We start from the raw sequence: 26297 nt of genomic DNA on the forward strand, positions 1-26297 counted from the left end.
CCTTCAGATTGCATTTCCTGTACCAATACTGTTTCGCCGAAGATGTTCTTACGTCCTGCGGCAGCCCATTCGTCTACATATTCAGCCATTGTAGAAGAGGGGGTGATGGGGTAGATGGCAGCTACTTCAGAAAACATATACGAGATATGTGCAGCAGCCTGGTTACCATCACAAGTGATGAATTTCTTCTGTTTAGTCATAACTAAAAATTAATATTTAAGTAAATAAATCATTTCAAAATTCGCATAGAGAGTGGATACTTCCACGTTTTTCCATTCAGCCCGTTAATGCCTCCTATAATGGGGAAGGCAACTGCCATGATACCGATGAGCAATGTGATCGGCCAGAAAGTGAAGATTACACCTAACGGAGAACCTATTCCACCGATTAGTCCCGGTATGAAACATGCAAAGAATATAGCCAGAAGAATGATTCCGAAAATAAACCAGGAAATATACCAATTCAGGATATATTTTCCCTGTTCGTCCACTTTTTCTGATTTCTCTTTGCCCATAACCCATAGTACAAGCGGTGCGACCCAGCCTACATAGGGGACAAATATCAGAAAATTCATTAATCCTAAGTATGAACTTTCCTGTAACCCGAATGGTAGTGGCTCTGCTATGGGAGGAAAGTCTTCATCATACAGTTTCTTTTTCTCTGTTTCAAATTCTTCTTCAGTCAGTGCTCCTGACAGACGCAAATTGTTTAACTCTTCTAATTTCTTGTAATCCATGGCATTTTATTAAGTGTTAGTATAAAAAGCCGAACATCCAAAGAGGTATCTGGTTACTTCTGCCTATTTCCGCTTTTTGCAAAGCATACGTCACACCGGGATTGTTCTTTATTTTCACCCCTTCGCAACATATCCTGAACGGCATCACTTCATCCACCAGGAACGAGGCATTCTTGTCTCCCTTATATACCTTGTGGTCTTTCCACAATGAATTTACAAAGAAAGTGTCGAGTACGTCTTGTTCTTCTACTTTCACCGGATAAATGGAATACATCAGATTGGAGTTGTGCATCATAATCTTTGACGGTTTCTTGGGGAATTCTTCTCCCTTTGGATATACCAGATTAATAAGACGGGCATCTGCCAGATACTTGATGTAGTTCATTACCGTAGCACGTGATGTCTGTATATCGGTAGCCAATTGGCTCACGTTGGGGGCCTTGGGACCGTCTACAGCCAACAAATATAGTAATTTTTTTATCTTTGAGAGATATTTCAGTTCAATTTGTTTGATAAGAAGAATATCTACCTCTACCATCATATTCATGGTTTTGAGTAGGTTTTCCGAGAAATTACGTTTTTCAAGAAAGAACGGATAGAAACCATGGTGCAGATAATCCTGAAAAAAGTCCAAGGGGCGAACTTTGGAAAGTATCCCTTTGGCTATCTGTTCGTGGTTACTGAGCAGTTCTTCAAGCGAGTAGGCACGGAACTTCATTCCGGTCTGAAGATTTAGGTATTCACGGAAGGAGAATCCCCGCAGGTTATAACTCTTCACAATGTCACGAAGTTCGAGGTTTTCTTCTTTCAGTCGCATCACCGATGAACCTGTGAAAACAATTTTCACATTGGGGAAACGGTCGTAACACATCCGTAGTTCTTTGCTCCAGTCCGGATGTTTGAACACCTGGTCTATCAGTAATACCTTTCCACCCCGGCGTTGAAACTCATTGACGAAATCGACAAGGCTATGGCCGGAGAAATAGAAGTTGTTCATGTTGATAAAAAGACATGAACGGTCTGTTCCGAATTTCTCTTTAGCGTATTGGAGGAGGAAAGTGGTTTTTCCTACGCCACGGGTCCCTTTGATACCAATCAAGCGGTCGCTCCAGTCTATTTCGTCCATTAGGTCACGACGGACAGGAGCATTGGTGTGCTCAACAAGGTAAGCATGTGTGCGGTAGAATGATTCCATTTCTTTTCTTAGGTTTTACGGGTGGCAAATATAGTTCTTTTTCTGGTAATTGCAAAGTAGAGATAGCAAAATTGTACTTTTATTTAAGTAAGTTTGTACTTCATCTACAAGGAGGTATGCTTCCCGTGCGGGAAAAGTTCACCAGGTGATGGTGATCGGAACTGGATTTTGTCGTTTTGTCAAAGTGATATTCCTGTTGTTTCGGGAAGGGTTTTGGGTGATCACCGGGGCGATTGAAACGAAAAAACTCAGTTATTTCAATTAGGGATTTGTTCTTTTGCTACTCTCTTTGTATGTTGGGTTGCAAATGTAGTAAAAGTTTGCTTATTTGGGGCTATTTGTGAGAATAAATATTGTTTCTTCTTTCTTTTTGCCTGCCGGATAGATCGATGGGAATTTTGCTAATAAATGGATGCAGGTGAAAAAAAGGGCGGTTTGGAGGCAAAAAGGCTTTCATAGGAAGATAATAAAGTTTTCTTCGGATGAAAAGAGGCTTTTCTCGGTATGATATTGCGATTCTCTTCGGTTGATATTGCGATTCAACTTGACCGAAAGTGCATTGGAATTCGGAGGAAGTACCGGTTTTACTACTGGAAAGTGCTATTTCTTGTGTATATTTGCGAAATGTGAACTGCCTTATTCGCTGGTCTGTCCTTTAGACAGGGAATGCTTGTTAGTCAGGAGTGGGAAAAGATGGATATGTGTAAGTAATATGTGAATAATGAAAATAAAATGATAAATCGTTCTCTCTATATCTTTAATCCGGACCATGATCTGGCATTGGCAAGTGGGGATGTGAATTATATGCCTCCTGCCTCTGCCCGGCAGATGGCGGCAGATCTGGCATTATTGCCGGTATGGTATGCTTCTCCCGGAAGTGCGGTACTGGCACCTTCGGCTTATAATCTTGACTTTCTTCGCGAGATGCAGCAGCATTTGTCGTTACCTGTAGAATTGATGACGGAGCCGGAAGTAGCTTCGGAAGAGAACTTGCAACCGATGCCTTGGGGGTGGAACCCGGCTTTAAGAAAGAGGTTACAACTTTTGGGAGTACTGGAGTCGGAATTACCAGCATTATCTCAATTGGAAAAACTGCGTGTCCTTTCACACAGAAGTCGTGCGGTGGAGTTATTATCTCATTTGCAGTTGGATGAGCTTTTCTGCGGAGAATCTTTTTATCTGACCGCTCTGGAGGAGTGGCAGCAGTTTGTAGAACGGCATTCGTCTTGTTTGCTGAAAGCCCCGCTTTCGGGTAGTGGAAAGGGCTTGAACTGGTGTAAAGGCGTATTTACTCCTTTTATCGCCGGCTGGTGTAAGCGTGTGGCAGCTTTACAGGGTGGAGTAGTGGCAGAACCTATATATAATAAGGTGGCGGACTTTGCTATGGAATTCTATTCGGACGGGAGAGGAAAGGTGGACTTTGTCGGTTATTCTGTATTCTCCACTAATGGCAGCGGAGCATACGAAGGCAATTTACTGCTATCGGATGAAGAGATTGAACGCAGGCTTTCCGTTTATGTCTGCAAGGAAGCTTTCAGCAAGTTAAGGTATCAGTTGGAAGAAGAGTTATCGGCTTGTTTTGGTTTTGGTTATTCGGGGTATCTTGGGGTAGATATGATGATTTGCCGGTTTCCTTCAACGGAGGTAGAATATAGAATTCATCCTTGTGTAGAGGTCAATTTGCGGATGAATATGGGGGTGGTAGCTCACCTCATTCATAAAAAGTATATTGCTTCCGGGACCACCGGACGCTTTTCCATTACTTACCATCCGGTCTCCGGTGAAGCTTTGCAGATACACGAAGAGATGAAGACTAAATTCCCTTTACAGATAAAAGACGGAAGAGTGGTTGATGGTTACATGGCACTGACTCCGGTCACGAATAAAAGTGTGTACCGGGCCTGGATAATGTGTGAGATGACGCTTTGATTATCTTTCTTGTATGGCTTTTCCTTCATTTCCATATCTGTCTATAGCTGTTACTGCAAAGTATTTCTTTCTGTCCCATGGCAGGAGAGAAGTATATACATATTCTGTACCCCGCACACTTTGGGCGATGATATTTTCTGGTTTTGTAGTATCTACAGGATAAGTTTCCGAAGCATAAATGACATAACGGGGGGCATTCACCGGGTCATTGTCTTTGGCAGCTTTCCAGGTCAACTGGGTGTATCCGTCTGCTGTTTCTGTAATACGCAGTTCCTCCGGGGCAGTGGGGGGAACATTGTCCAGCCAGGGCATGGCCGGTTGCAGTGCCGGATAGGCATAAAAGTTTTCTGCCAGTTCATCGTAGACTCCCTGTGTGTTGTCCATTAAGAATTTGGCACGATAATGTCCTTCTCCTGCCAGCTTATGTGCACGAATGAAGTTTATTTGTCGGTCTACGTCCTCCCGTACCCAGTTTCCTTCGCTCGGGTGCAGAAAGTAAATACCTAATCCCGGTATGATCTGCCGTCCGTTAGATTGTTCCTGCCAGTCGAGAGCAAAGGGGTAGAAATTATTTTGGCGGAAATACATCATTGGGTAAATCTGGTCTTGTATACCTTCGCCCAACCAGCCTTGTGGGTCCTGATAGACAGTATGGAAGGCATTCCAGCCTCTGGAAGAGTAGCGTGATGTGTCTTTGTACTTTCCTACCGGGCAGGTACTTACCTTAACCCACGGTTTAATCTCTTTTACACCTTTATATATATAGCGCACAATATCTGTGATATTGTCACGGCGCCATTGGTCCAGCGTCCTGCCTTTTCCATAGCGGCGAAAATCGTAGTTGTCCGGAAAGCGGGGAGCATTCTCCGGATAGCGCAGATAATCAAAGTGTACACCGTCTATATCATAGCGGGTTACGACTTCGCGCACCAGTTTCATTAGGTATTCTTTGGTAGACGGATGCCCCGGATTGAGGAAATATTCATTCTTATAGGGGATGCAGATCTCCTTTCTTTGTTTAGTAACGGATTTATTTCCTAAGCTGGCCACGTGCTTTTTGTTTCCCAAAGGAATAGCTACCATCCAGGCATGACATTCCATTCCACGTTTGTGGCATTCGCGCACAGCAAAGGCAAGCGGGTCGTATCCCGGATCGCCATCTACTTTTCCGGTCAAGATAGAATTATAGGGCTCGATAGAAGAATGGTAAAGTACATCTCCTCGCGTACGTGTCTGGAAAAGAACAGTATTGAAATTGGCAGCTTTCAGTTTATCGAGTATATCAGTCAGTTCTTCTTGTTGGCGTCGGATGGCAGTAGGGGTGGTTGCTTTGGTACGTGGCCAGTCCAATCCATATACAGCCGTCACCCAGGCTGCACGAACTTCATATTTGGGCTGTGCCTCTACAGGAGCTAGCAACAGTAGAAAGAGTAAAATAGTGAGATACCGGCGCATTGCAGTTTGAATATTGTTATAAATGGCAGCAAAGTTAGCAAAAGCGTCGGTATTCTTGTACGTTTCGTGAGATTATGTTACATTTGCCACAGTTAAACGAATAACACGCCATGATTACATTCACACTGTGCTTATTGGCACTTATTATCGGGTACTTCACTTACGGACGCTTTATGGAACGCGTTTTCGGACCCGATGACCGTAAAACTCCCGCCCTTACTAAGGCAGATGGAGTGGATTATATTCCACTACCCACCTGGAAGATTTTTATGATTCAGTTTCTCAATATCGCTGGATTAGGTCCTATCTTCGGTGCGATAATGGGAGCAAAGTTTGGTATCTCCTCTTATTTGTGGATTGTGTTCGGTAGTATTTTTGCCGGTGCTGTTCATGATTACTTTGCCGGAATGCTTTCACTGAGGAATGGGGGAGAAAGTCTGCCCGAAATCGTAGGCCGTTACCTGGGATTGACGACAAAGCAGGTCATGCGCGGTTTTACCGTAATTCTGATGATTTTGGTAGGTTCTGTATTTGTAGCTGGTCCTGCCGGGTTACTTGCCAAACTTACGCCGGAATCGCTGGACGCTACTTTCTGGATTATAGTGGTTTTTGCTTATTATATCATTGCTACTTTATTGCCGGTCGATAAGATTATTGGCAAGATCTATCCTATTTTTGCTGTTGCACTGTTGTTTATGGCAGTAGGTATTGTAGTGATGCTTTATGTACATCATCCTGCTTTGCCGGAATTGTGGGACGGATTGCAGAATACCAATCCTGATGCTGCCGTACTGCCAATCTTTCCAATCATGTTTGTTAGTATTGCTTGTGGGGCTATATCTGGCTTCCACGCTACACAAAGCCCTTTGATGGCACGTTGTATGACCTCCGAACGTCACGGTCGCCCTGTCTTTTACGGCGCTATGATTACTGAAGGCATTGTGGCTTTGATTTGGGCGGCAGCTGCTACTTATTTTTTCCACGAAAACGGGATGGAGGAGAACAATGCTTCGGTGATTGTAGATTCGATAACGAAAGGCTGGTTAGGTGTTGTAGGTGGTGTACTCGCTATTCTGGGTGTGATTGCTGCACCTATAACTTCGGGTGATACAGCTTTCCGTTCGGCTCGCCTTATCGTAGCCGATTTTTTGGGAATGGAACAAAAAAGTATGCGTCGCCGTTTATACATTTGTATTCCGATGTTTGTGGTAGCTATCGGCTTGTTGCTTTACAGCCTGCGTGATGCTGACGGTTTTAATATGATATGGCGGTATTTTGCTTGGGCCAATCAGACGCTTGCTGTGTTTACCCTGTGGGCTATTACAGTCTATCTGGCCCGTTCAAAGAAACCATATTGGATAACACTGATACCTGCTTTGTTTATGACGGCTGTTTGCTCTACTTATATCTGCATCGCTCCAGAAGGACTGGCACTTTTGCATTCGCTATCCTATAGTATTGGAGGAGTATGCACGTTAGTGGCTGCCATCTGGTTTTTTGTATGGAAAGGGCGTTCGGCTCAAAAGAGATTGAATGATTAATTTAGACCTAATGAAGAAAATAAAGAAATCAACCGGGGTTACTCTTGCCCTGCTTATTTATGTTTCTGTGACGGCTGCCTATTTGTTGCCGCGCAATACGGAAGTAAGCGATACAGAGAAGTATGTTACTCTTGCCGTTTCATATGTCATCGTCTTTGCCCTCTGGCTGGTGCTGAGAAAAAAAGAGAAGATGCAGCAACGGCGTCGTGAAGAAGAACATTATAATAATTTAAAGAAATGAATGTATGAAGAAATTTGCATTGGTTATTTGCCTGTTGGTAGCCTCATTAGGCGCTCGGGCACAGTTTGAACAAGGAAAGTGGATTATTAATCCGTCATTGACCGGATTGAATTTCTCATATAGCAACAGTGAGAAAGCACAGTTTGGTGTTGGTGCCAAAGCCGGTACTTTCCTTGCAGAAGGCATTGCTTTAATGGTAGAAGCCAGTGCCGATTGGAGTAAACCGATAGATGTGTATACGATAGGAACAGGTGGTCGTTTTTACTTTAATAAAACAGGTGTTTATTTAGGAGCAGGTATTGATCTGAACCGTTATCGTATGAAAGGCGGACATAGCGGGACGGAATGGGGACTGGGAATTGAAGCAGGATATGCATATTTCCTTTCAAAAACAGTAACCATTGAACCGGCTGTATACTACAAATGGCGCTTTAATGACAGCGATTTATCCAAGTTCGGTATTAAGATAGGTTTCGGATTCTACTTCTGAGAAGAGAATGGAGAAGGGAGAATGGAGAGGGGAGAAGTGGGCTGCGCTATCACGCTGCATAGTACTTCTCCCCTCTCCATTCTCCCTTCTCCATTCTCTTTAAGCAAGCTTTGCTTGTAAAAATTGTCCCGTATAGCTTGTTTCACAGGCTGCTACCTCTTCCGGTGTTCCTGTAGCTACGATATATCCACCTTTATCACCGCCTTCCGGCCCGAGATCTATTATGTGGTCGGCGCATTTTATCATATCCATATTGTGTTCGATAATGATAATGGTATGTCCACGGCGGATCAATGCATCGAATGCTTCCAGTAATTTTCGTATATCGTGGAAGTGCAAGCCTGTGGTAGGCTCATCAAAGATGAAGAGTGTCGGGTCTGCTTTCTCCTGACTTAGGTAGTATGCCAGTTTTACACGCTGGTTTTCACCTCCCGACAGGGTAGAGGAGGACTGACCCAATTTGATATATCCCAAACCTACATCTTGTAGCGGTATCAGCTTTTTCACTACCTTCTTTTGGCCATGCTCGGTAAAGAATTCTACAGCCTGATTTACGGTCATCTCCAGTACATCGTATATATTCTTATCATGGAACTTTACTTCCAGTGTATCTGCTTTGAAGCGTTTCCCATGACAGGATTCACACTCCAGTACAAGGTCTGCCATGAACTGCATCTCTACTGTGATCGTTCCGTCCCCTTTACACTCTTCACAGCGCCCTCCTTCACTATTGAAGCTAAAGAATCCGGCAGTATATCCCATCTGCTTTGCTAATGGCTGCTCTGCCCATAGTTTACGAATTTCGTCGTATGCTTTAATGTACGTAACCGGATTGGAACGGGAAGATTTACCAATCGGGTTTTGGTCAACGAATTCGATGTTACGTAAGTTCTGGATATCTCCTCCGATAGAAACGAATTCTCCCGGACGATCACTACACTCGTCCAATTCACGTTTCAATGCCCGGTAAAATATGTCGCGTACCAGCGTGCTCTTTCCCGAACCGGAAACGCCGGTTACTACCGTCATTACATTTAGCGGGAAACGTACATCTACTCCTTTCAGGTTATTCTCGCGTGCTCCTTTTATTTCTATATAGTTGTTCCACGGACGTCGGTGTGTCGGTATAGGTATTTCTTCTTCTCCCAGCAGGTAGCGTACCGTGTGGCTGTTACTTCCTTTTTTCAGATCTTTCATATCACCCTCGTAAACTACTTCTCCTCCCAGACGTCCGGCATTCGGACCGATGTCTATGATGTAGTCGGCAGCACGGATGATTTCTTCGTCGTGTTCTACTACTATGACCGTATTGCCTAATGCCTGCAATTCGCGCAGGACGCGGATCAAGCGGTCTGTATCGCGACTGTGCAAACCTATACTTGGCTCGTCAAGAATATAAAGGCTACCTACCAGACTGCTTCCCAGAGAAGTTGCCAGGTTGATGCGTTGGCTCTCACCACCCGAAAGCGAGTTACTTAACCGGTTCAAGGTCAAGTATCCCAGCCCCACATCAATAAGGAAACGAATACGGCTATTGATTTCCAACAGGATGCGGCGCGCTACTTCTGTGTCGTGTTTATCCAGTTGCAGGGTATCAAAAAACTGTTGTAATTCTGTGATAGGGAGATCAACCAATTCTGATATGCTACGTCCTGCTACCCGTACATATCCTGCTTCCGGTTTCAATCGTGTACCGTGACAAGTAGGGCAAAGTGTCTTCCCTCTATAGCGTGCCAGCATTACCCGGTATTGTATCTTGTATTGATTTTCTTCAAGCATTCTGAAGAAAGCGTTAATACCTTCAAAATACTTTGTACCTTCCCATAGCATGCGGCGTTGCTCGTCCGTCAATTCAAAATAAGGAGTAAATATAGGTAGCCCTGCTTTCTCTGCACCGCGTATCACCATATCTTTCCATTCACCCATTTTCTCACCTCGCCAGCATACTACTGCTCCGTCGTAAACCGAGAGTGAACGATTGGGTACTACCAGATGTTCGTCAATTCCAATCACTTTACCGAATCCTTCGCATACAGGGCAGGCTCCAATTGGAGAGTTGAATGAAAACATCTGGTCATTCGGTTCTTCAAACGTGATACCGTCAGCTTCAAACTTAGTACTGAATGTATGTAGCTTCGTTGTTCCATCCGGCAGATAAAAGCGAAGCATACACATACCATCTCCTTCGTACATTGCTGTTTCTGCTGAGTCTGTCAAACGGCTGATGGCATCTTTGGTACTTGCTGCAGACATGCGGTCTACCAGTAGATATACAGTGTCATTCTTTGCTGGTTTATATTCGTCAATGCGTACCATTTCTCCATTCACTTCAATGCGGTTGAAGCCCTGCTTGAGGTCTATCTCCAGTTGCTGTTCTATCGTCCGGCCTTCACGCAAAAGTATTTGTGTGAGAACAGTATAACGTGTACCTTCCGGATAAGAAAGCATGCAATTCACGATATCTTCCGGAGAGTGCTTTTTTACTTCCTGACCACTTATCGGACTGTATGTTCGTCCTACACGCGCATACAGCAGACGCAGGTATTCATAAATTTCGGTAGAAGTTCCTACAGTAGAACGGGGGTTACGGCTGTTTACTTTTTGTTCGATAGCAATCGCAGGGGGGATACCTTTGATGAAGTCGCATTCCGGTTTACTCATTCGGCCCAAAAACTGGCGGGCATAGCTACTCAGGCTTTCAACATAACGCCTTTGCCCTTCGGCATAGAGTGTGTCAAAAGCAAGTGATGATTTGCCCGAACCTGATAATCCGGTTATAACGACAAGTTTGTTGCGGGGGATATTTACATCAATATTCTTTAGGTTGTTAACCCTGGCTCCTTTGATTGATATATAGTTATTTTCTGACATATTTAATGGTCCTTTCTATAGATGGCTGGCAAAGTTAATGATTTTATCGTCAGGACGTAGCAGGAGCCTGCTTGTTCAACTGGTTAAGATATGTTATATTTTGAAACATATTATAACACGCTGTTAATTAAAGTCGTAATTTAGTTACGATTTATTGAATCTTGATAATATAAGGAATTAACGCATGAAAGGCATCCGGATTATTTCTTGTTTAATTATTCTTCTTTTGCTATGCAATCTCCCGTTACGGAGTACAAACAAAACAAAGAATTTGCAGATTTTGGTTGATAGTGCCCGGCAGATGATTGCTAAAGAGGGTTTTCTGGCACTCAATGACAGGTGTATGAAATTGGCACGTGAGCTGGATGATAGTACTCAGATAGAGAATGCCTATGGTGACTTGTTTGACCATTATTATCAGTTGGGAGAAGTTGATAGTCTGAAAGTTGTGGGATATGAACTAATGAACTGGCATGCCGGACGCAACAAGAATAATGCCCGTTATCAGATATGGCGTCAGTATATTCAGCGATTGACAGAGAGTGGCAGGCAGGAAGAGGCTATTGCCGAAACTGAATTGTTGAATAAAGATGCAGAGAAAAGTCGCAGTCGCTATGGACAGGCCTGTAGTGAAATGTGTATTGGTTATAATCACAGGGTATTTAGTAATAACATGAAACTCTGTATTGAATATTATAACAATGCTCTTAAAATATTCGAAGATGCCAAGTATTATGAAGACGCTTATGTGGTCTGTCTGAATATAATGCAAACTTATCTTTCCCGGCAGGAATACTCCAATGTTCTTCAATACTTTGATCGTATCGAAAAGCTGGCGACTGAGATGAAAGTTGCCGGACAGAAACTGCGCGAATCATTGTATATGCGTTTCTTACAGTTTCGGGTGATTGCCACTCTTGCCGAGAAGGGAACGGGGGCAGCTGCAAAATATATTCGTGAGGCTGACAGTCTTTATTTGAAACATCCGGATAGTATGGCTAAAGATGCCTGGTTCGGATATAAGATAATGTGTAGCCGTACAGCTAATAATATAAATCAGGTACTGACTTATCTGGACTCTCTGCAGGATTATCACAAGTCTATTGGTGCTTGTTATCCTTCTAATTTGTTTTATAAGGCGCAATGCCTGGAGAGTGTCGGGCGTTTTAAAGAGGCTTGTAAGGTATATGCTTCTTACTCTCAGGTTAATGATTCAGTGCGTTCGGCGGAGTTGGACGATAAACTGAGTAAATATACGATTCAGTTTGATGTGGATAAGCTGAAGATGGAAAAGCTTGAATTGAGTGCTGAAGTTAGTCGGAACAGACTTATTGCTGTGCTTACGGGTGGATGCTGTATTTTCGTTCTATTACTTATCCTTACTTATTACTATGTTCGTACGCTGGCTATGAATAAGAAACTCGATGCAGCCAACAAGGCTGTAATTAAGGCAAGCCGTATAAAGAGTTCTTTTATTCAACACATCACTCACGAAATTCGTACCCCGTTGAACTCTATTGTTGGTTTCTCTTCTTTGATTGCTGCCGGAGGGATCAGTGAAGAGGAAGAGAAGGAATATGCCGAACAAATAGAAATGAGTAACACTTATCTGCTTGATCTGGTGAGCAATGTTATTGATATCGCCGATATGGATTCTCAAACGGAAAATGTACCTAAGCAGATTATGGATGTAGATACCTGCTGTAAGGAGTGTATTTCCGAAGTCCTTCCGTCTTTGAGAAAAGGGGTTGAGTTACAGTATGAACCTTTGTCTGTACCTGTGACAATGCGGGCTGTCTATCCTTGGGTAAAGCGTGTACTTCTTGCTCTTCTTGGCAATGCGGCCAAGTTTACTGAATCCGGAGTGATTCGTCTTCGGTATGATGAAGATAAACAGAAACGAGTGGTGCGTTTTATTGTGGAAGACTCCGGGCCGGGTATTGATGTGGAATATAAAAACTCTATTTTTGAACGCTTTGTCAAAATAGATACTTTCTCTCCGGGCACAGGTCTGGGACTTGCTGTTGCGCGGCAGATAATGGATATTGTAGATGGGCAAATCTTCTTGGATACAACCTATACGGATGGGGCACGTTTTGTCGTGGAATGGCCGGTCGGATAGTTGTAGATAATGCAGATTGTATTATCTTTGCTCGAAAAGCGAAGATAAGCTGCACCTTGGCATAAAAAATGAATGAGTTCATTTTATTCTACTCTCGGTTTGCATTATCTTTGCGCCCTATATAATAGATTGAGAATAAACATATGAATCTGAGAACCTTTACTACTTTGTTTGTCCTTCTCTTGTCTTTGGGAGTAGGAGCACAGACGTCGGGTACTGCTTATCCGAAACGTGAATTTCGTGCTGCATGGATGCAAACCGTTAATGGGCAATTCAAGGGGATGCCTGCCGAAAAGCTGAAGCAAACGCTTATAGAGCAGTTGAACTCTTTGCAGAAAGCAGGTATTAATGCTATAATCTTTCAGGTACGTCCTGAGGCAGATGCATTGTATGCTTCACAACTGGAACCCTGGAGCCGTTTTCTGACGGGTGTACAGGGACAAGCTCCCTCTCCTTATTGGGATCCTATGCAATTTATGATTGATGAATGTCATAAACGAGGTATGGAGTTTCATGCCTGGATTAATCCTTACCGTACAAAAACAAATCTGAATAGTGATCTGGCTACTAATCATGTGTACAATATTCATCCGGAATGGTTTGTTACCTATGGAAACCAGTTATACTTTGATCCTGCTTTACCCGAAAGTCGTAAGCATATCTGCATGGTTATTACTGATATTGTTTCCCGTTACGATGTAGATGCCATTCATATGGATGATTATTTCTATCCCTATCCTATTGCTGGGAAGGATTTTCCTGATGATGCCAGTTTTGCCCGTTATGGTGGCGGATTTACTAATAAAGCCGACTGGCGTCGTAGTAATGTCAATGTTCTGATAAAAAAGATTCATGAAACTATCCGGGAAATAAAACCATGGGTGAAGTTTGGTATCAGTCCTTTTGGTATTTATCGGAATGAAAAGACTGATCCGTTGGGTAGTAAGACAAATGGTTTGCAGAATTATGATGATTTGTATGCTGATGTTCTTCTTTGGGCGCGTCAGGGTTGGATAGATTATAATATTCCACAAATATATTGGGAGATCGGACACCCGCGTGCCGATTATGAAACACTGGTGAAGTGGTGGGCTAAGAATACAGAGAATCGTCCGTTATTCATTGGTCAGTCTGTGATGAATACGGTTCAGCATGCCGATCCGAATAACCCTTCTGTCAACCAGCTTCCTCGCAAGATGGCTCTACAGCGTGCTTATCAAACGATTGGTGGGAGTTGCCAGTGGCCTGCCAGTGCTGTGGTGGAGAATGCCGGTAAGTACCGGGATGCGTTAACACAAGAATATCATAAATATCCGGCTCTGGTTCCTGTTTTTGACTTTATGGATAATGAAGCGCCTGGCAAAGTTCGTAAAGTGAAGAAAGTATGGACGGCTGATGGCTATATGCTCTTTTGGACAGCTCCTAAATATAAAGATGAGATGGATAAAGCTGTACAATATGTCGTTTATCGTTTTGATAATAAAGAAAAGGTGAACATTGATGATCCTTCACACATTGTAGCTATTACTCGCAATAACTTTTATAAATTGCCCTATGAGAATGGGAAAAACAAATACCGCTATGTTGTGACGGCTCTTGACCGCTTGCATAATGAATCCAAATCGGTAGATAAGAAAGTTAAACTATAAAGAGAATTGAGAAGGGAGAATGGAGAGGGGAGAAGTAAGCTGCGCTATCATGCTGCATAGTACTTCTCCCCTCTCCATTCTCCCTTCTCAATTCAATAAAGTATCAACCCTGCTATTCCGCAAGCTATAATCATTAATATAGGGTTCGCCTTATATTTTTTGGTTCCTATAAAAGCTACCAGGAAGATGATAACGCTGATTACAAATGTATAAGTGTCTTTCGTGGGTGAGCCGAAGTTTTCCGTATTCATCAGTACGAGTGCTGCTGAGGCCAGTAATCCTACTACGGCTGGGCGTAGTCCACTGAATACCGATTCAACGGCAGGATGTTTCTGATACTTCAGAAAGAATTTACTGATGGTTAACATTAAAATGAATGAGGGCAATACTACAGCAAAAGTTGCAATAACCGAGCCCCATATACTTCCTGTTGAGGTGAATCCGACATAGGTTGCTGCATTGATTCCGATAGGTCCCGGGGTCATCTGGCTGATAGCCACAATGTCAGTAAACTCTTGTGAACTAACCCAATTATAGCGGGTTACTACTTCTCCCTGTATCATGGATAGCATTGCATATCCACCTCCAAAGCCAAAAAGCCCGATTTTAAAGAAAGTATAGAAAAGCTGTAAGTAAATCATGAAATAAGTGATTAGTAATTAGTGATTAGTGATAAGTAATTAGTGATAAGCGATAAGTGATAAGTAATTAGTGATAAGTGGGCTGCGCTGTAATGCCGCACGGCACTAATCACTAATCACTAACCCGCTAATCACTCTTTTTAAGCTTCCCCCACAGGAATCCACCTACTCCTGCTATGATAATAATCCAGATAGGAGAGAAACCAAGCAACCAGATAAGTAATGCGGATACCACAGGAATCCATATGTTATAACGACTGATACGTGCAGACTTTGCCATGCTGAATGTAGGTGCGGCAATCAGGGCAACTACCGCCGGGCGGATTCCTTTGAAGATCCGTTCTACGATCACATTGTCCTGAAAGTTGTGGAAAAACAGGGCAATAGCCAGAATGATGATAAACGAAGGTAGGATGGTACCCAGTGCAGTGATGATACTTCCCGGAATTCCTTTTAGTTTGTAACCTATAAATATAGAAATGTTCACAGCCAAGATGCCGGGTGCTGATTGGGAAATAGCCAACAGATTAATAAAATCATCCTGGGTGATCCATTTTCGTTTAGTAACGATTTCATTTTCTATAAGCGGAACCATTGCATAGCCACCACCGATAGTGAAAGCACCTATTTTGAAAAAGATGCCGAATGCTTCAAAATAAATATTCATCTTAATTTAAGTATAATATTGCAGGCAGAATGTGTATATTCTGTCATTCTGCCGCATTAATCTTCTTCCTCTTCTTCTTTGCTGTTTTTGTTATCTTCTCCCTTCATATACTTACTGGGACTTACTTTGAAATGTCTCTTGAACACTTCACGGAAGTATTTAGCATCATTAAAACCAGTCATTTCTGCTACTTCAGTAATTGTATACTTTTCTGTTTTTAATAGCTGTGCAGCCCGTTTCAATCGAATCACGCGGATGTAATCTGCAGGAGCCTGGTCTGTTAGTGCTTTTATTTTGTTGTAGAAGCTTGTACGACTCATATTCAGTAATGTACAAAGTACATCTACATTAAAGGCCTGGTTGTCCATATTGTCTTCTACGCTTTTCTTCACGGTAGCAATAAATTTCCAGTCTATATCTTTGGAACAATTGATGCATTCTTCCTCTTCCTCATTATCACTTAATTCCAGGTTAGCATATTTATTACGTAATAGAGCGCGATTGGTCAACAGGTTCGTGATTGTAGCTTTTAATATGCCTATATTGAATGGTTTCACTACATACTCATCAGCACCAATCTTTAATCCCTCAAGAATATTCTTTTCATCATTCAGTGCAGTAAGCAGAATGATGGGAATATGCGAAGTGTCGATGTTATTCTTTATAGCTGTGCACAATTCATCTCCACGCATTTCGGGCATCATAATGTCCGAGATAATCAGTTCCGGTTTATACTCTTTCACAATAGTAAGAGCTTCTTTACCATTACTGCACATTTGTATGGTGTATGTCTCTGAGAGGGTATGTCCTAGATAATTGCGTAACTCGTCATTATCCTCAACAATCAGTAAGCGCTGGCGGTTTTCATTATGCTCGCTTTTGGCATTTTCATAAATTTCCGGTGAACTATAGATAGTCTGTTCATCTTCTTTCTTTTCCCGGCTTTTCACTGTCAGATGTGCTTTCTTGAATTGTTTGTTGTCTTTAGGGAATGATACTTTAATTATTGAACCCTGATGCTCGATACTATTCAGATGTATTTTTCCTTTATGCAGATGTACGAGCTTCCACACAAGCATTAGTCCGATACCACTACCTGTCACTTTAGAATTGATGGCATTACTTCCCCTGAAATGAATCTTAAATAGTTTTTTCTGTTCATTGGCGGGGATACCTATACCTGTATCTTTTACTTCTACACTCCATGTATCCTCGTTTTCACTGACGAATACATGTACACTACCACTCTCGGGTGTGTATTTTAAAGCATTGGATATGATATTTTTCAATATTGAGTCCATCTTTTCCTTATCGAACCACACATTCAGATAGCGAAAATTACTTTCGTACGTGAAGTTGATATGCTTCACTGTGGCATATGGGCGGAATGCATTGAATGTTTCCTCCATATAAGTGTTAAGCTCGTATTCTGATATATATAGTTCCGAAGAATAGACGTCAGCCCGTTCAAAGTTAATCAGATTAGTGGTCAGGCGTAGCAAAGCATTGACGTTACGCAATGCCGTATTTGTATTTGCTATACCATCTTTACTGAGTTGCTCTTTCTCACGCAACTCTTCCAAGGGTGCTTTGATCAGAGTGAGCGGTGTGCGGATGTCGTGTGCTGTATTGATAAAGAAGTGAATCTTTTCATCTGACACTTTTCTTTGTTTTCTTAAAATGATAACACGGATTATAATAGCACTGATAAGTCCTATGAGAATTGTATAAAATAATAGTGCCCACAACGAGAGCCAGATAGGCTGTGCTATGATGACTTTCATTTCGCGTTCTTCCAGTACAATCCGTTTATCTTCATTGGAAACAGCTCGTACGCGCAACATATATTCTCCCGGACTAAGGTTGGTAAAACGAATAATGTTTTCTTTTCCGGGACGGCTCCATTCGTCATAAAATCCTTCCATCTTGTAGGAATAGAGAATGTTGGACGGATAATCATAGTTGATAGACGATACCTTGATAGAGAATATGTTTTGATCATACTCTAATTTTAGTGTATGGGTCTCGTCTATATCTTTCTTTAGTGGGGAGTTTTCATCTCCCGGATACAGAGTTTGGTAAAAGAGACTGAAATCGCTGAAAACCATCTTTGACGAATATATTCTCGGTATTTTCATCTTTTTATGAAACTCTACTGCACCGTCCGAACTTCCGAATATGAATTTGTTGTTGCTACGTAATATACCCGATTCTGCATTGAAATGAATAGTCATTAAACCCTGCTCTTTTGTCCAGTTATGGAATGTTTTCATTTGTGGATTGAAGCTGACTAATCCATTTTCTGTACTGATAAAGATTTCTTGTTCATTGTCAGAAAGTATGGTATATATATTATTTGATATGAGAGCGCAGTTATCTGTATAATAATGGGTGAATAGCTTTGTCTTAGAATCATATATTAATAGTCCCGAACCGCTGGTTCCGATGTATAAACTCCCGTTAGACGCCTGTAATAATGAATAAATATAAGTTGATTCAACTGGCAGCTTGATACGTTCAAAACTTCCTGATTTCTTATCCAACAGAAATAGTCCTGTAGCTGTTCCTATCCATATCTGTGTACTGTCTTTTTCTACAATAGCCGTAATGGAGTTCAAGCCGTGGTAAGGTTGTATTGATTTTGTTTTTAAATCAATCTTTTTAAGATTGTAGTATCCTCCCGACCATATACTTCCCTGTGAGTCTTTTATTATGGTACGTATATACTTGTCCGAACGTATATTCAGATTGGCAAATGAAGAAGGGGAAAAGTATTCTACAGACAAGTTTCTTTTGTTAATTTCGTGGATTCCCGAACTGTATCCTCCGGCCCAGATTGTCCCGGGAGTCACTTCGCACAGAGTGATAAATATATGGTTTTTGTTTTGAGGATCTGTATCGAAAGAACTCAGGAAAGAATGCCATTGTCCGGTTTTAGAATAGTAGAGGCTGATACCATTATTAGTAGCAAACCATAGATCACCGTCAGAATCTTCAATGATACTATTCACCTGATCGTTGACCAGTGACTGTTTGTTTCCGATAGAATGTTTTATCCAGTTGTAGCTTGAATAACGGTTATTGCGTACGGTTATACCTATGGGATAATTTGCAAGCCATATGCGGTCCTCGTCATCTACATAGATATCATTGATGCTATTCCCATTCATAGCATTATTTTTGTTATAGTCAGCAACAACGTATGGAGTCGTGTAATATGAATCCATATTCATTTTAAATACCCCCGCACCGTCTGTGGCAATGAGAAGCTCTTTGTCATTTAAGGGTTTAATGGTATTTATACTAATGTCGCTGAGGCTTTCTTTGGGTTGGCTCGTTTGTTTGGTATTCATGTCATATACAAAAACACCACGTTGAAAAGTTCCTATGTATAGTTTTCGCACCTTGGGGGCAAAGTACAACTTGTTCATTTGAATGGCGATGTTATCCAGTTTATCACAATGAATATGAGTTATTGTTTCGTCTTTTAGTTCAGCGTAGTGTATTCCTTCTTCTGTAGCGATAAAAAAGCGCGTTTTGTCTATTTGAGCAATATCTGTGATGGTCTCTTCTATGGTGTTTTTCAGCTGAGATACTTCTTGTGATTTTGTATTATACAAATAGATTGTCTTGTCACAGCATAACCATATGTTGTGATTATCGTCAATAAAACTATGACTGACCGGTGCAGGGAGATCTTTGTTCTCTACAACAGGAAGTTTATATTCCAGTATGAAGGTATCGTGTATTGCGTCGTAACGAAAAATACGTCCTTTTTTACCAATTTCCCAAAGGGTTCCATCCGTATCAAGGTATAGCCAGTTCAGGTTGAGCAAAGAACCGGTTTCTTCTTTTCCGTCCTGTAATTTATAGTGTTTAAATTCTTTACCGTTATAGCGGTCTATCCCATCGTGTGTAAGAAACCACATATATCCTTTTTGGTCTTTCTGGATAGCGTATACCCGTCTATTGCTCAGACCATCTTCTACTCCAATGTATTTGTAGGTCTGTGCTATGCAAGTAAATGGAAACAATAATATGAGAAAAAGCCATTTTTTCATGTTAGTAAGACATTTAGAGTTACAGAACTTAGCTTTCTGGAGGGGGATTCAGATACAAAATTAAGAAGTATTTCTGATATAACAAAATATTTCCGTAAGATAGCGATTCGCTTTGCGTTGTCTGCTTGTTTAATGTATTCAAACGTTGCATAATGTGAATGTATCGATACCTCTGTTCTGATATTAGAAAGAAACAATACTGATTTTTCCCGTTATTAAGAAAACAAAAAGGCTGTCACTTTTGTAAGATAACAGCCTTTGATATATAAATGTAATATAAAAGTTTATTTCATATTCTTTTCTATCCATTTGCGTGCATTGACAAATGCTTCGATCCATGGTGTTATCTGGTCGCTGTTTACACGATCTGCCGGGTAATAGGCATTCTGCCAGGGGAAGATAGAACGTTCCAAATGAGGCATCATTGCCAAGTGGCGTCCGTCTTCGCTTGCCAGTCCGGCTATTGAGTAATCTGAACCATTCGGGTTACCCGGATATTCATCATAAGAATATTTTGCAACTACGTTATATTTGTCTTCTTCATATGGCAGAGAGAATTTTCCTTCTCCGTGAGCTACCCAGATACCCAGTTTGCTACCACTTAGTGAACCGAACATAACACTGCGGTTGGTTGGGATAGTCAAACCTATGAAAGTAGATTCGAACTTATGAGAATCGTTGTGAAGCATCTTGCCTTGCTTTTTGTGCTCCGGATTGATAAGTCCCAATTCCATCATCAGCTGACAACCGTTACAGATACCTAATGACAGGGTGTCTTTGCGAGCATAGAATTTATCGAGCGCCTCTTTGGCTTTCGGGTTAAACAGGAAGCCTCCTGCCCAGCCTTTGGCAGAACCCAATACATCCGAGTTCGAGAAGCCGCCACAGTAAACAATCATGTTTACATCTTCCAGTGTCTCGCGTCCGCTGATAAGGTCGGTCATTGTAACATCTTTCACGTCGAAGCCTGCCAGATAGAGTGAATAAGCCATTTCACGCTCACCGTTTGTACCTTTCTCACGAATGATGGCAGCACGGATACCGCTTGGTGTACGACGGTCCGGAGTGATGCCGTATTGTGACAATTTTCCTTTGAATCCCGGCATGAATGCGAACTCCAACGGCTGCATCTTGTAATTTTCAAAACGTTTCTTGGCGCAACCGTTCATAGATTGTTTACGATCCAACAGATAAGAAGAAGCATACCATACGTCGCGCATATAGTCGATACCGAATTGGTAAGTGGCATCTCCTTTAGATACCAGGATGTGACGTTCGTCAGTTGGTTTTCCTAATTTGATATAGCCTACACCTGCATCTTCGAGAATCTTTTTCACTTCATCCTTGTGCTTATCGGCAATTTGGATAACGATACCCGGATTTTCCGCAAAAAGAATTTTCACTATATCGGTCTCTTTTATCTTGTCGAGGTTAATTTCAAGACCACCTTCTACGTTGGCAAAGCACATTTCGAGCAAGGTAGTGATAAGACCACCGGCAGAGATATCATGTCCTGCAAGGATTAGACCTTTGTTCACAAGTTCCTGTACAGCCATGAATGCATCGCGGAAGTATTCGGCATCTTGTACGCAAGGTACTTCGTCACCTACTTTGCCAAGCGACTGTGCAAAGGCCGATCCGCCCAGTTTTAGTGTGTCAAAGCTGAAGTCAATATGATAAAGTGTTGTTTTTTCATTGTTTACCAGTACCGGAGAAACCACCTTCTTTACGTCAGACACTTCACCACCGGCAGAAACAATCACTGTGCCCGGAGAAATTACTTTCTCGCCATTGGGGTATTTTTGTGTCATAGACAGAGAATCTTTTCCGGTAGGAACATTGATTTGCAGCGCACAGCAGAAATCGCTCAATGCTTTTACGGCTGTGTACAAACGGGCATCTTCGCCTTCCTGAGAACGACACGGCCACATCCAGTTGGCTGACAGAGAGATACTGTCCATACCTTCTGCCATAGGTGCCCATACCAGATTGGTCAATGCTTCGCTGACGGATAGGATAGAACCTGCCGCTGGATCGGCGAGTGCAGCCTGAGGGGCATGTCCGATAGAGGTAGCGATACCTTTCTCGCCACGGTAGTCCAGTGCTACGACACCGCAGTCGCTCAATGGCAACTGAATTTCTCCCTGGCATTGCTGGCGAGCTACTTTACCTGTTACCGAACGGTCCACTTTGTTCGTCAACCAGTCTTTGCAAGCCACTGCTTCCAGTTGCAATACGTTTGTGAGGTATTCGTGTAGTTTGGAGAGTTCGTATTGCGGCATTTCATAATGACGCTCTACAGTCTTATCTATCATGTATGTTTTGGGTGACGAACCGAACATCTGTTCTACAGCCAGATCGAACGGGCGTACGCCGTCGGCCTGTTGGAAAGCAAAACGGTGGTCACCGGTTGTTTCACCTACCACATACATCGGAGCACGTTCACGTTCGGCAATCTTGCGCACATGTTCTATGGCTTCTTCTTTGATGAGAAGGCCCATACGCTCTTGTGATTCATTGGCTATGATTTCTTTTGCTGACAGGGTTTTGTCGCCAATTGGCAATTTACTCATGTCTATTAGTCCGCCACATTCCTCAACAAGTTCCGAGAGGCAATTGACGTGACCGGCCGAACCGTGGTCATGGATAGAAACCACCGGATTTTCATCTTCTTCACAGAGGGCACGTACTACATTATTGGCACGTTTCTGCATTTCGGCATTGGCACGTTGTACGGCATTCAGCTCGATACCGCTACTATAACGGCCTGTATCAACAGATGATACGGAACCGCCACCGAGTCCGATACGGTAGTTGTCACCACCGATGACAACTACTTTATTACCGGCTTCGGGTTTTCCTTTCAGGCAGTCGCGTTGCGTGCCATAACCCACACCACCGGCAAGCATGATTACTTTGTCATAGCCATATACCTCGTTGTTCTCTTTATGCTCGAAAGTCAGTACTGAACCACAAATCAGCGGTTGGCCGAACTTATTACCAAAGTCACTTGCACCATTGGAGGCTTTGATCAGAATCTGCTCCGGAGTCTGATACAGCCATTGGCGTACGGGCAGTATATCTTCCCAGCTACGTTCTTCATCCGTACGGGGATAAGAAGTCATGTAAACAGCTGTTCCGGCAATCGGCAATGAACCTTTACCACCACCCATACGGTCGCGTATTTCACCACCCGTACCGGTAGATGCACCATTGAACGGTTCTACTGTAGTAGGGAAATTGTGTGTTTCTGCTTTCAGTGAGATCACACTTTTAATGTCTTTTATTTGGAAGAAGTCAGGTTTGGAGTGGTCTGCCGGAGCAAACTGTTCTACTACCGGTCCTTCTGCGAATGCTACGTTGTCTTTGTAGGCTGAAATAATTTTGTTGGGATTTTCCTGTGTGGTTTTCTTGATCATCTGGAAGAGCGATGATTCCTGCTCTATACCGTCAATGATGAATGTTCCACCGAATATTTTATGACGGCAATGTTCTGAGTTGATCTGTGCGAAACCAAAAACTTCTGAGTCGGTGAGTTTACGTCCCAGATCATTTTCTACCTTTTTCAGGTAGTCCATTTCTTCTTTGGAGAGGGCAAGGCCTTCTTTTTCGTTGAACGTTTCCAGGTCCTCAATGTGAATAATTGGTTCCGGCTGGCGGTTGGTAATAAACACATCCTGATCCAGTCCCTTGTACATGCGTTGCAGCATTGGGTCACGATCTGCGTTTTCATCTTTCACAGGGAAGTACTCTTCGATACGGCTGATACCTTCAAGTCCCATGTTCTGGGTGATTTCTACAGCATTTGTACTCCAGGGGGTGATCATTTCGCGGCGTGGTCCTACGAAACAACCTTTCAGGTTTTCTTCACTTTCCGCTTTGGCTTCTCCAAATAGCCAGCAGAGTTTCTTACTATCGTCCGGGGTGAGCGGTTGGTTGCTCTCTACGGCAATCACACTCTTGGAAGGGGTTCTGAAAAAAAGAATCATGTTTTATATTTACGATTTAACGATTTACGATTTAACGATTGAAACTTCTTCGGGATATGAAGATAAGTCTCGTTTTCTTTACGGTGCAAAGATAAACAAATTCATCGGTATCCCGAAGTTATGAGCTGTTTTTTCATACAACCGGGAAGTGGATAGAGCGTAACCGGGAATTGGATCGGATGTAACCGGTAACCGTATGAAATGTAACCGGCATTTTTCTTTCTTTAGTAGTAGGTTTATAGCAGCATTATTGCACGCTAAAAGTGACTCTTATTCATGGACCTCTCACGGTGATGTTGTAAATGCCGTAAAAAAGTGTTTCCCGGTTCAGGTCATTTCCGGACGGATTCGTTTAGCTCAAATGTGACTGTAGAGGGGTTTTGTGTTATCGGATTGTGTTCCGTACAGCTCATGGTATTTTTGTTTCTTTAGGTGGTTTAGCTATAAATCTGTTGCCCGTAACAACTTTTCTCGCACAAACTCAGTCGAAAAAACGTTAATAACCTATGTCCGTCTCATAAAAAAGTGCGATATTTGCGACATGAATCAGATAGAAACAATTCTCGATATATTGATAAAGGGCTTTGCTATCGGCGTTATTGTCTCCGCTCCGTTGGGGCCGGTCGGAGTCCTTTGCATTCAGCGCACTTTAAATAAAGGGCGTTGGTATGGATTCGTGACCGGATTGGGAGCCTCTTTGAGCGATATTGCATATGCCCTGCTGACAGGCTATGGAATGAGTTTTATCTTCGACTATATTGATAAAAATATTTTCTATCTGCAATTATTAGGAAGCCTTATGCTGCTTCTTTTTGGTATTTATACATTTCGTAGTAATCCGGTAAAATCCATTCGTCCGGCATCTACCAACAAAGGTTCTTATTTTCATAATTTTGTCACGGCTTTTGCCGTCACACTTTCTAATCCGCTCATTATATTCCTGTTTATTGGTCTTTTTGCCCGTTTTGCTTTTCTGCAGCCGGGCGTATTACTCTTTGAAACAATCACCGGATATCTGGCTATCGCTGTCGGTGCATTAGCCTGGTGGTTTGGAATTACTTTTTTCGTCAATAAAGTGCGTAAAAAGTTCAACCTGCGCGGTATTTGGATTCTGAACCGTGTCATAGGTAGTATTGTTATGCTGGTATCCATAGTGGGATTGATCTATACCCTGCTTGGAGAGTCAATTTATTGAAATTAAGAAGGGAGACATTGAAGAGATGAAAATAGCACAACAACTAAAAGAGAAGAATATTGCCGAATACCTTATATATATGTGGCAAGTAGAGGATCTGATTCGTGCCAATGGGTGTGATCTCGATCAGGTAGAACAAAACATCATTGCCCGTTATCCGGAAGAAGACCGTCCGGCATTGCGTGAGTGGTATGGTAATCTCATTACCATGATGCGCGAGGAAAATGTCCGCGAGAAAGGCCACTTGCAAATTAATAAGAATGTTATCATTAACCTGACGGATTTACATAACGTACTGCTTGCTTCTCCGAAATTTCCGTTTTATAATGCTGCTTACTTCAAAGCATTGCCTTTTATAGTAGAATTGCGTAGTAAGAGCGGTAAAAAGGAAGAACCTGAATTGGAAACTTGTTTTGAGGCATTGTATGGTGTAATGTTATTACGTTTGCAGAAAAAAGAGGTGAGTGAAGGTACTACAAAGGCGATAGAGTCTATCAGTAGTTTCCTCTCGATGTTGGCAAACTACTATGATAAAGAGAAAAAAGGAGAATTGGAATTAGAATAAATAATGCGCCAATATAAATAATGTTCCAATTGGTTGCGCTATAACGATGCGCTGTATGATAATTGGCGTATTAGCACATTGAAAAATTATTGATTATGAATATACTGATAACCGGAGCTAACGGACAGTTAGGTAACGAGATGAAGGTACTTTCTGCAGAAAATGCACAACACACTTATTTCTTTACGGATGTACAGGAACTCGATATCTGTAATGAAGAAGCAGTTGAAGCTTTTGTTGCAGAGAATGAAATCGAATTGATTGTGAATTGTGCTGCTTATACTGCGGTGGATAATGCGGAAGACAATCGTGAGCTATGTGATAAGCTGAACCATATCGCACCGGGATATCTTGCCCGTGCTGCCCAGCGCCGGGGTGCGGCTATCATACAGGTGTCTACTGATTACGTTTTTGACGGAACAGCTCATATTCCTTATACAGAAGAAGAACCAACTTGTCCGGCTTCTGTATATGGCTCTACCAAACTGGCAGGTGAGCAGGCGGTGATGGAAGGTTGTGAAAAGGCTGTCATTATCCGTACGGCATGGCTCTACTCCATTTATGGTAATAACTTTGTGAAGACAATGATACGTCTGGGACGCGAGCGTGAAGCATTGGGGGTGATTTTTGACCAAGTGGGAACACCTACCTATGCCAATGATCTGGCACGGGCCATTTATGCTGTTATTAATAAAGGTATAGTGCGTGGTGTTTATCATTTTAGTGACGAAGGAGTGTGCTCCTGGTATGATTTTACAAAAACAATTCATCGTCTGGCAGGTATCACTACTTGCAAGGTACATCCATTGCATACGGCAGACTATCCTACGAAGGCGGCCCGCCCACACTATTCGGTGCTTGACAAAACGAAGATTAAAACCACTTTTGATATTGAAATCCCTCATTGGGAAGAGAGCCTTGCGCGTTGCATGGCATTATTGAATGATTAA

At 42.4% G+C, this 26297-nt stretch carries 18 protein-coding genes; 9 read left to right on the forward strand and 9 right to left on the reverse strand.

Annotated elements, in window-relative coordinates; translation table 11 throughout:
• The 3 genes from QX565_RS14180 to QX565_RS14190 all read right to left on the reverse strand — a co-directional run.
• A partial coding sequence (locus QX565_RS14180) for a hypothetical protein (protein WP_289293163.1) occupies window positions 1–200 on the reverse strand: 200 nt, incomplete at its 3' end.
• 29 nt (window positions 201–229) lie between these two features.
• Window positions 230–736: a DUF4870 domain-containing protein gene (locus tag QX565_RS14185; RefSeq protein WP_221649869.1), complete on the reverse strand. Its 507-nt coding sequence runs from the start codon at window positions 734–736 to the stop codon at window positions 230–232.
• Window positions 737–752: 16 nt separating this feature from the next.
• Window positions 753–1931 carry an ATP-binding protein gene (locus QX565_RS14190; RefSeq protein ID WP_221649868.1) on the reverse strand — a complete coding sequence of 393 codons (1179 nt, stop codon included), beginning with the start codon at window positions 1929–1931 and terminating at the stop codon, window positions 753–755.
• A gap of 732 nt (window positions 1932–2663) precedes the next feature.
• Here QX565_RS14190 and QX565_RS14195 point away from each other — a divergent pair.
• A complete protein-coding gene (locus QX565_RS14195) occupies window positions 2664–3860 on the forward strand; it encodes a hypothetical protein (RefSeq protein WP_289293164.1) in 1197 nt (398 codons plus the stop codon).
• Here the strand turns inward: QX565_RS14195 and QX565_RS14200 are convergent, their stop codons facing one another.
• Window positions 3861–5315: a glycoside hydrolase family 10-like protein gene (locus tag QX565_RS14200; RefSeq protein ID WP_221649866.1), complete on the reverse strand. Its 1455-nt coding sequence runs from the start codon at window positions 5313–5315 to the stop codon at window positions 3861–3863.
• 110 nt (window positions 5316–5425) lie between these two features.
• On the opposite strand from QX565_RS14200, the gene QX565_RS14205 reads away from it, so the two are divergent.
• Genes QX565_RS14205 through QX565_RS14215 form a run of 3 tightly spaced genes read left to right on the forward strand, consistent with a single transcriptional unit; the run spans window position 5426 to window position 7587 of the window.
• The gene (locus QX565_RS14205) at window positions 5426–6856 is read left to right on the forward strand and encodes a carbon starvation CstA family protein (RefSeq protein WP_289293165.1); all 1431 of its coding nucleotides are present in this window, start codon (window positions 5426–5428) and stop codon (window positions 6854–6856) included.
• Between the two features lie 10 nt (window positions 6857–6866).
• Window positions 6867–7097, forward strand: a complete 231-nt coding sequence (locus QX565_RS14210; RefSeq protein ID WP_002561056.1) for a hypothetical protein — start codon at window positions 6867–6869, stop codon at window positions 7095–7097.
• A gap of 4 nt (window positions 7098–7101) precedes the next feature.
• A complete protein-coding gene (locus QX565_RS14215) occupies window positions 7102–7587 on the forward strand; it encodes an outer membrane beta-barrel protein (RefSeq protein ID WP_221649864.1) in 486 nt (161 codons plus the stop codon).
• A 99-nt stretch (window positions 7588–7686) separates the two neighbouring features.
• Here the strand turns inward: QX565_RS14215 and uvrA are convergent, their stop codons facing one another.
• Window positions 7687–10458 (reverse strand): excinuclease ABC subunit UvrA, encoded by a 2772-nt coding sequence (uvrA, locus tag QX565_RS14220; protein WP_289293168.1) that lies wholly within the window; start codon window positions 10456–10458, stop codon window positions 7687–7689.
• Between the two features lie 184 nt (window positions 10459–10642).
• Here uvrA and QX565_RS14225 point away from each other — a divergent pair, with 184 nt between their 5' ends.
• Window positions 10643–12580: a sensor histidine kinase gene (locus QX565_RS14225; protein ID WP_289293170.1), complete on the forward strand. Its 1938-nt coding sequence runs from the start codon at window positions 10643–10645 to the stop codon at window positions 12578–12580.
• Between the two features lie 143 nt (window positions 12581–12723).
• Window positions 12724–14229 (forward strand): glycoside hydrolase family 10-like protein, encoded by a 1506-nt coding sequence (locus QX565_RS14230; RefSeq protein ID WP_289293172.1) that lies wholly within the window; start codon window positions 12724–12726, stop codon window positions 14227–14229.
• 92 nt (window positions 14230–14321) lie between these two features.
• Here QX565_RS14230 and QX565_RS14235 read toward each other — a convergent pair whose 3' ends face one another.
• The 4 genes from QX565_RS14235 to purL form a co-directional block, all read right to left on the reverse strand.
• The gene (locus QX565_RS14235; protein WP_025867013.1) at window positions 14322–14870 is read right to left on the reverse strand and encodes a chromate transporter; all 549 of its coding nucleotides are present in this window, start codon (window positions 14868–14870) and stop codon (window positions 14322–14324) included.
• A 127-nt stretch (window positions 14871–14997) separates the two neighbouring features.
• Window positions 14998–15537, reverse strand: coding sequence for a chromate transporter (locus QX565_RS14240; RefSeq protein WP_221649860.1), 540 nt, complete (start codon window positions 15535–15537; stop codon window positions 14998–15000).
• Window positions 15538–15593: 56 nt separating this feature from the next.
• The gene (locus QX565_RS14245; protein ID WP_289293176.1) at window positions 15594–19598 is read right to left on the reverse strand and encodes a hybrid sensor histidine kinase/response regulator transcription factor; all 4005 of its coding nucleotides are present in this window, start codon (window positions 19596–19598) and stop codon (window positions 15594–15596) included.
• Between the two features lie 284 nt (window positions 19599–19882).
• Window positions 19883–23587 (reverse strand): phosphoribosylformylglycinamidine synthase, encoded by a 3705-nt coding sequence (gene purL, locus QX565_RS14250; RefSeq protein WP_289293178.1) that lies wholly within the window; start codon window positions 23585–23587, stop codon window positions 19883–19885.
• A 541-nt stretch (window positions 23588–24128) separates the two neighbouring features.
• Here purL and QX565_RS14255 point away from each other — a divergent pair.
• The 3 genes from QX565_RS14255 to rfbD all read left to right on the forward strand — a co-directional run bounded on the left by QX565_RS14255 (window position 24129) and on the right by rfbD (window position 26297).
• Window positions 24129–24782: a LysE family translocator gene (locus QX565_RS14255; RefSeq protein WP_221649857.1), complete on the forward strand. Its 654-nt coding sequence runs from the start codon at window positions 24129–24131 to the stop codon at window positions 24780–24782.
• 25 nt (window positions 24783–24807) lie between these two features.
• The gene (locus QX565_RS14260) at window positions 24808–25347 is read left to right on the forward strand and encodes a DUF4924 family protein (protein WP_289293181.1); all 540 of its coding nucleotides are present in this window, start codon (window positions 24808–24810) and stop codon (window positions 25345–25347) included.
• Between the two features lie 95 nt (window positions 25348–25442).
• Window positions 25443–26297 carry a dTDP-4-dehydrorhamnose reductase gene (rfbD, locus tag QX565_RS14265; protein ID WP_289293183.1) on the forward strand — a complete coding sequence of 285 codons (855 nt, stop codon included), beginning with the start codon at window positions 25443–25445 and terminating at the stop codon, window positions 26295–26297.

The sequence above is a fragment of the Bacteroides sp. 41_26 genome (assembly GCF_949740115.1).
GTDB classification, from domain to species: Bacteria; Bacteroidota; Bacteroidia; order Bacteroidales; family Bacteroidaceae; genus Bacteroides; species Bacteroides nordii.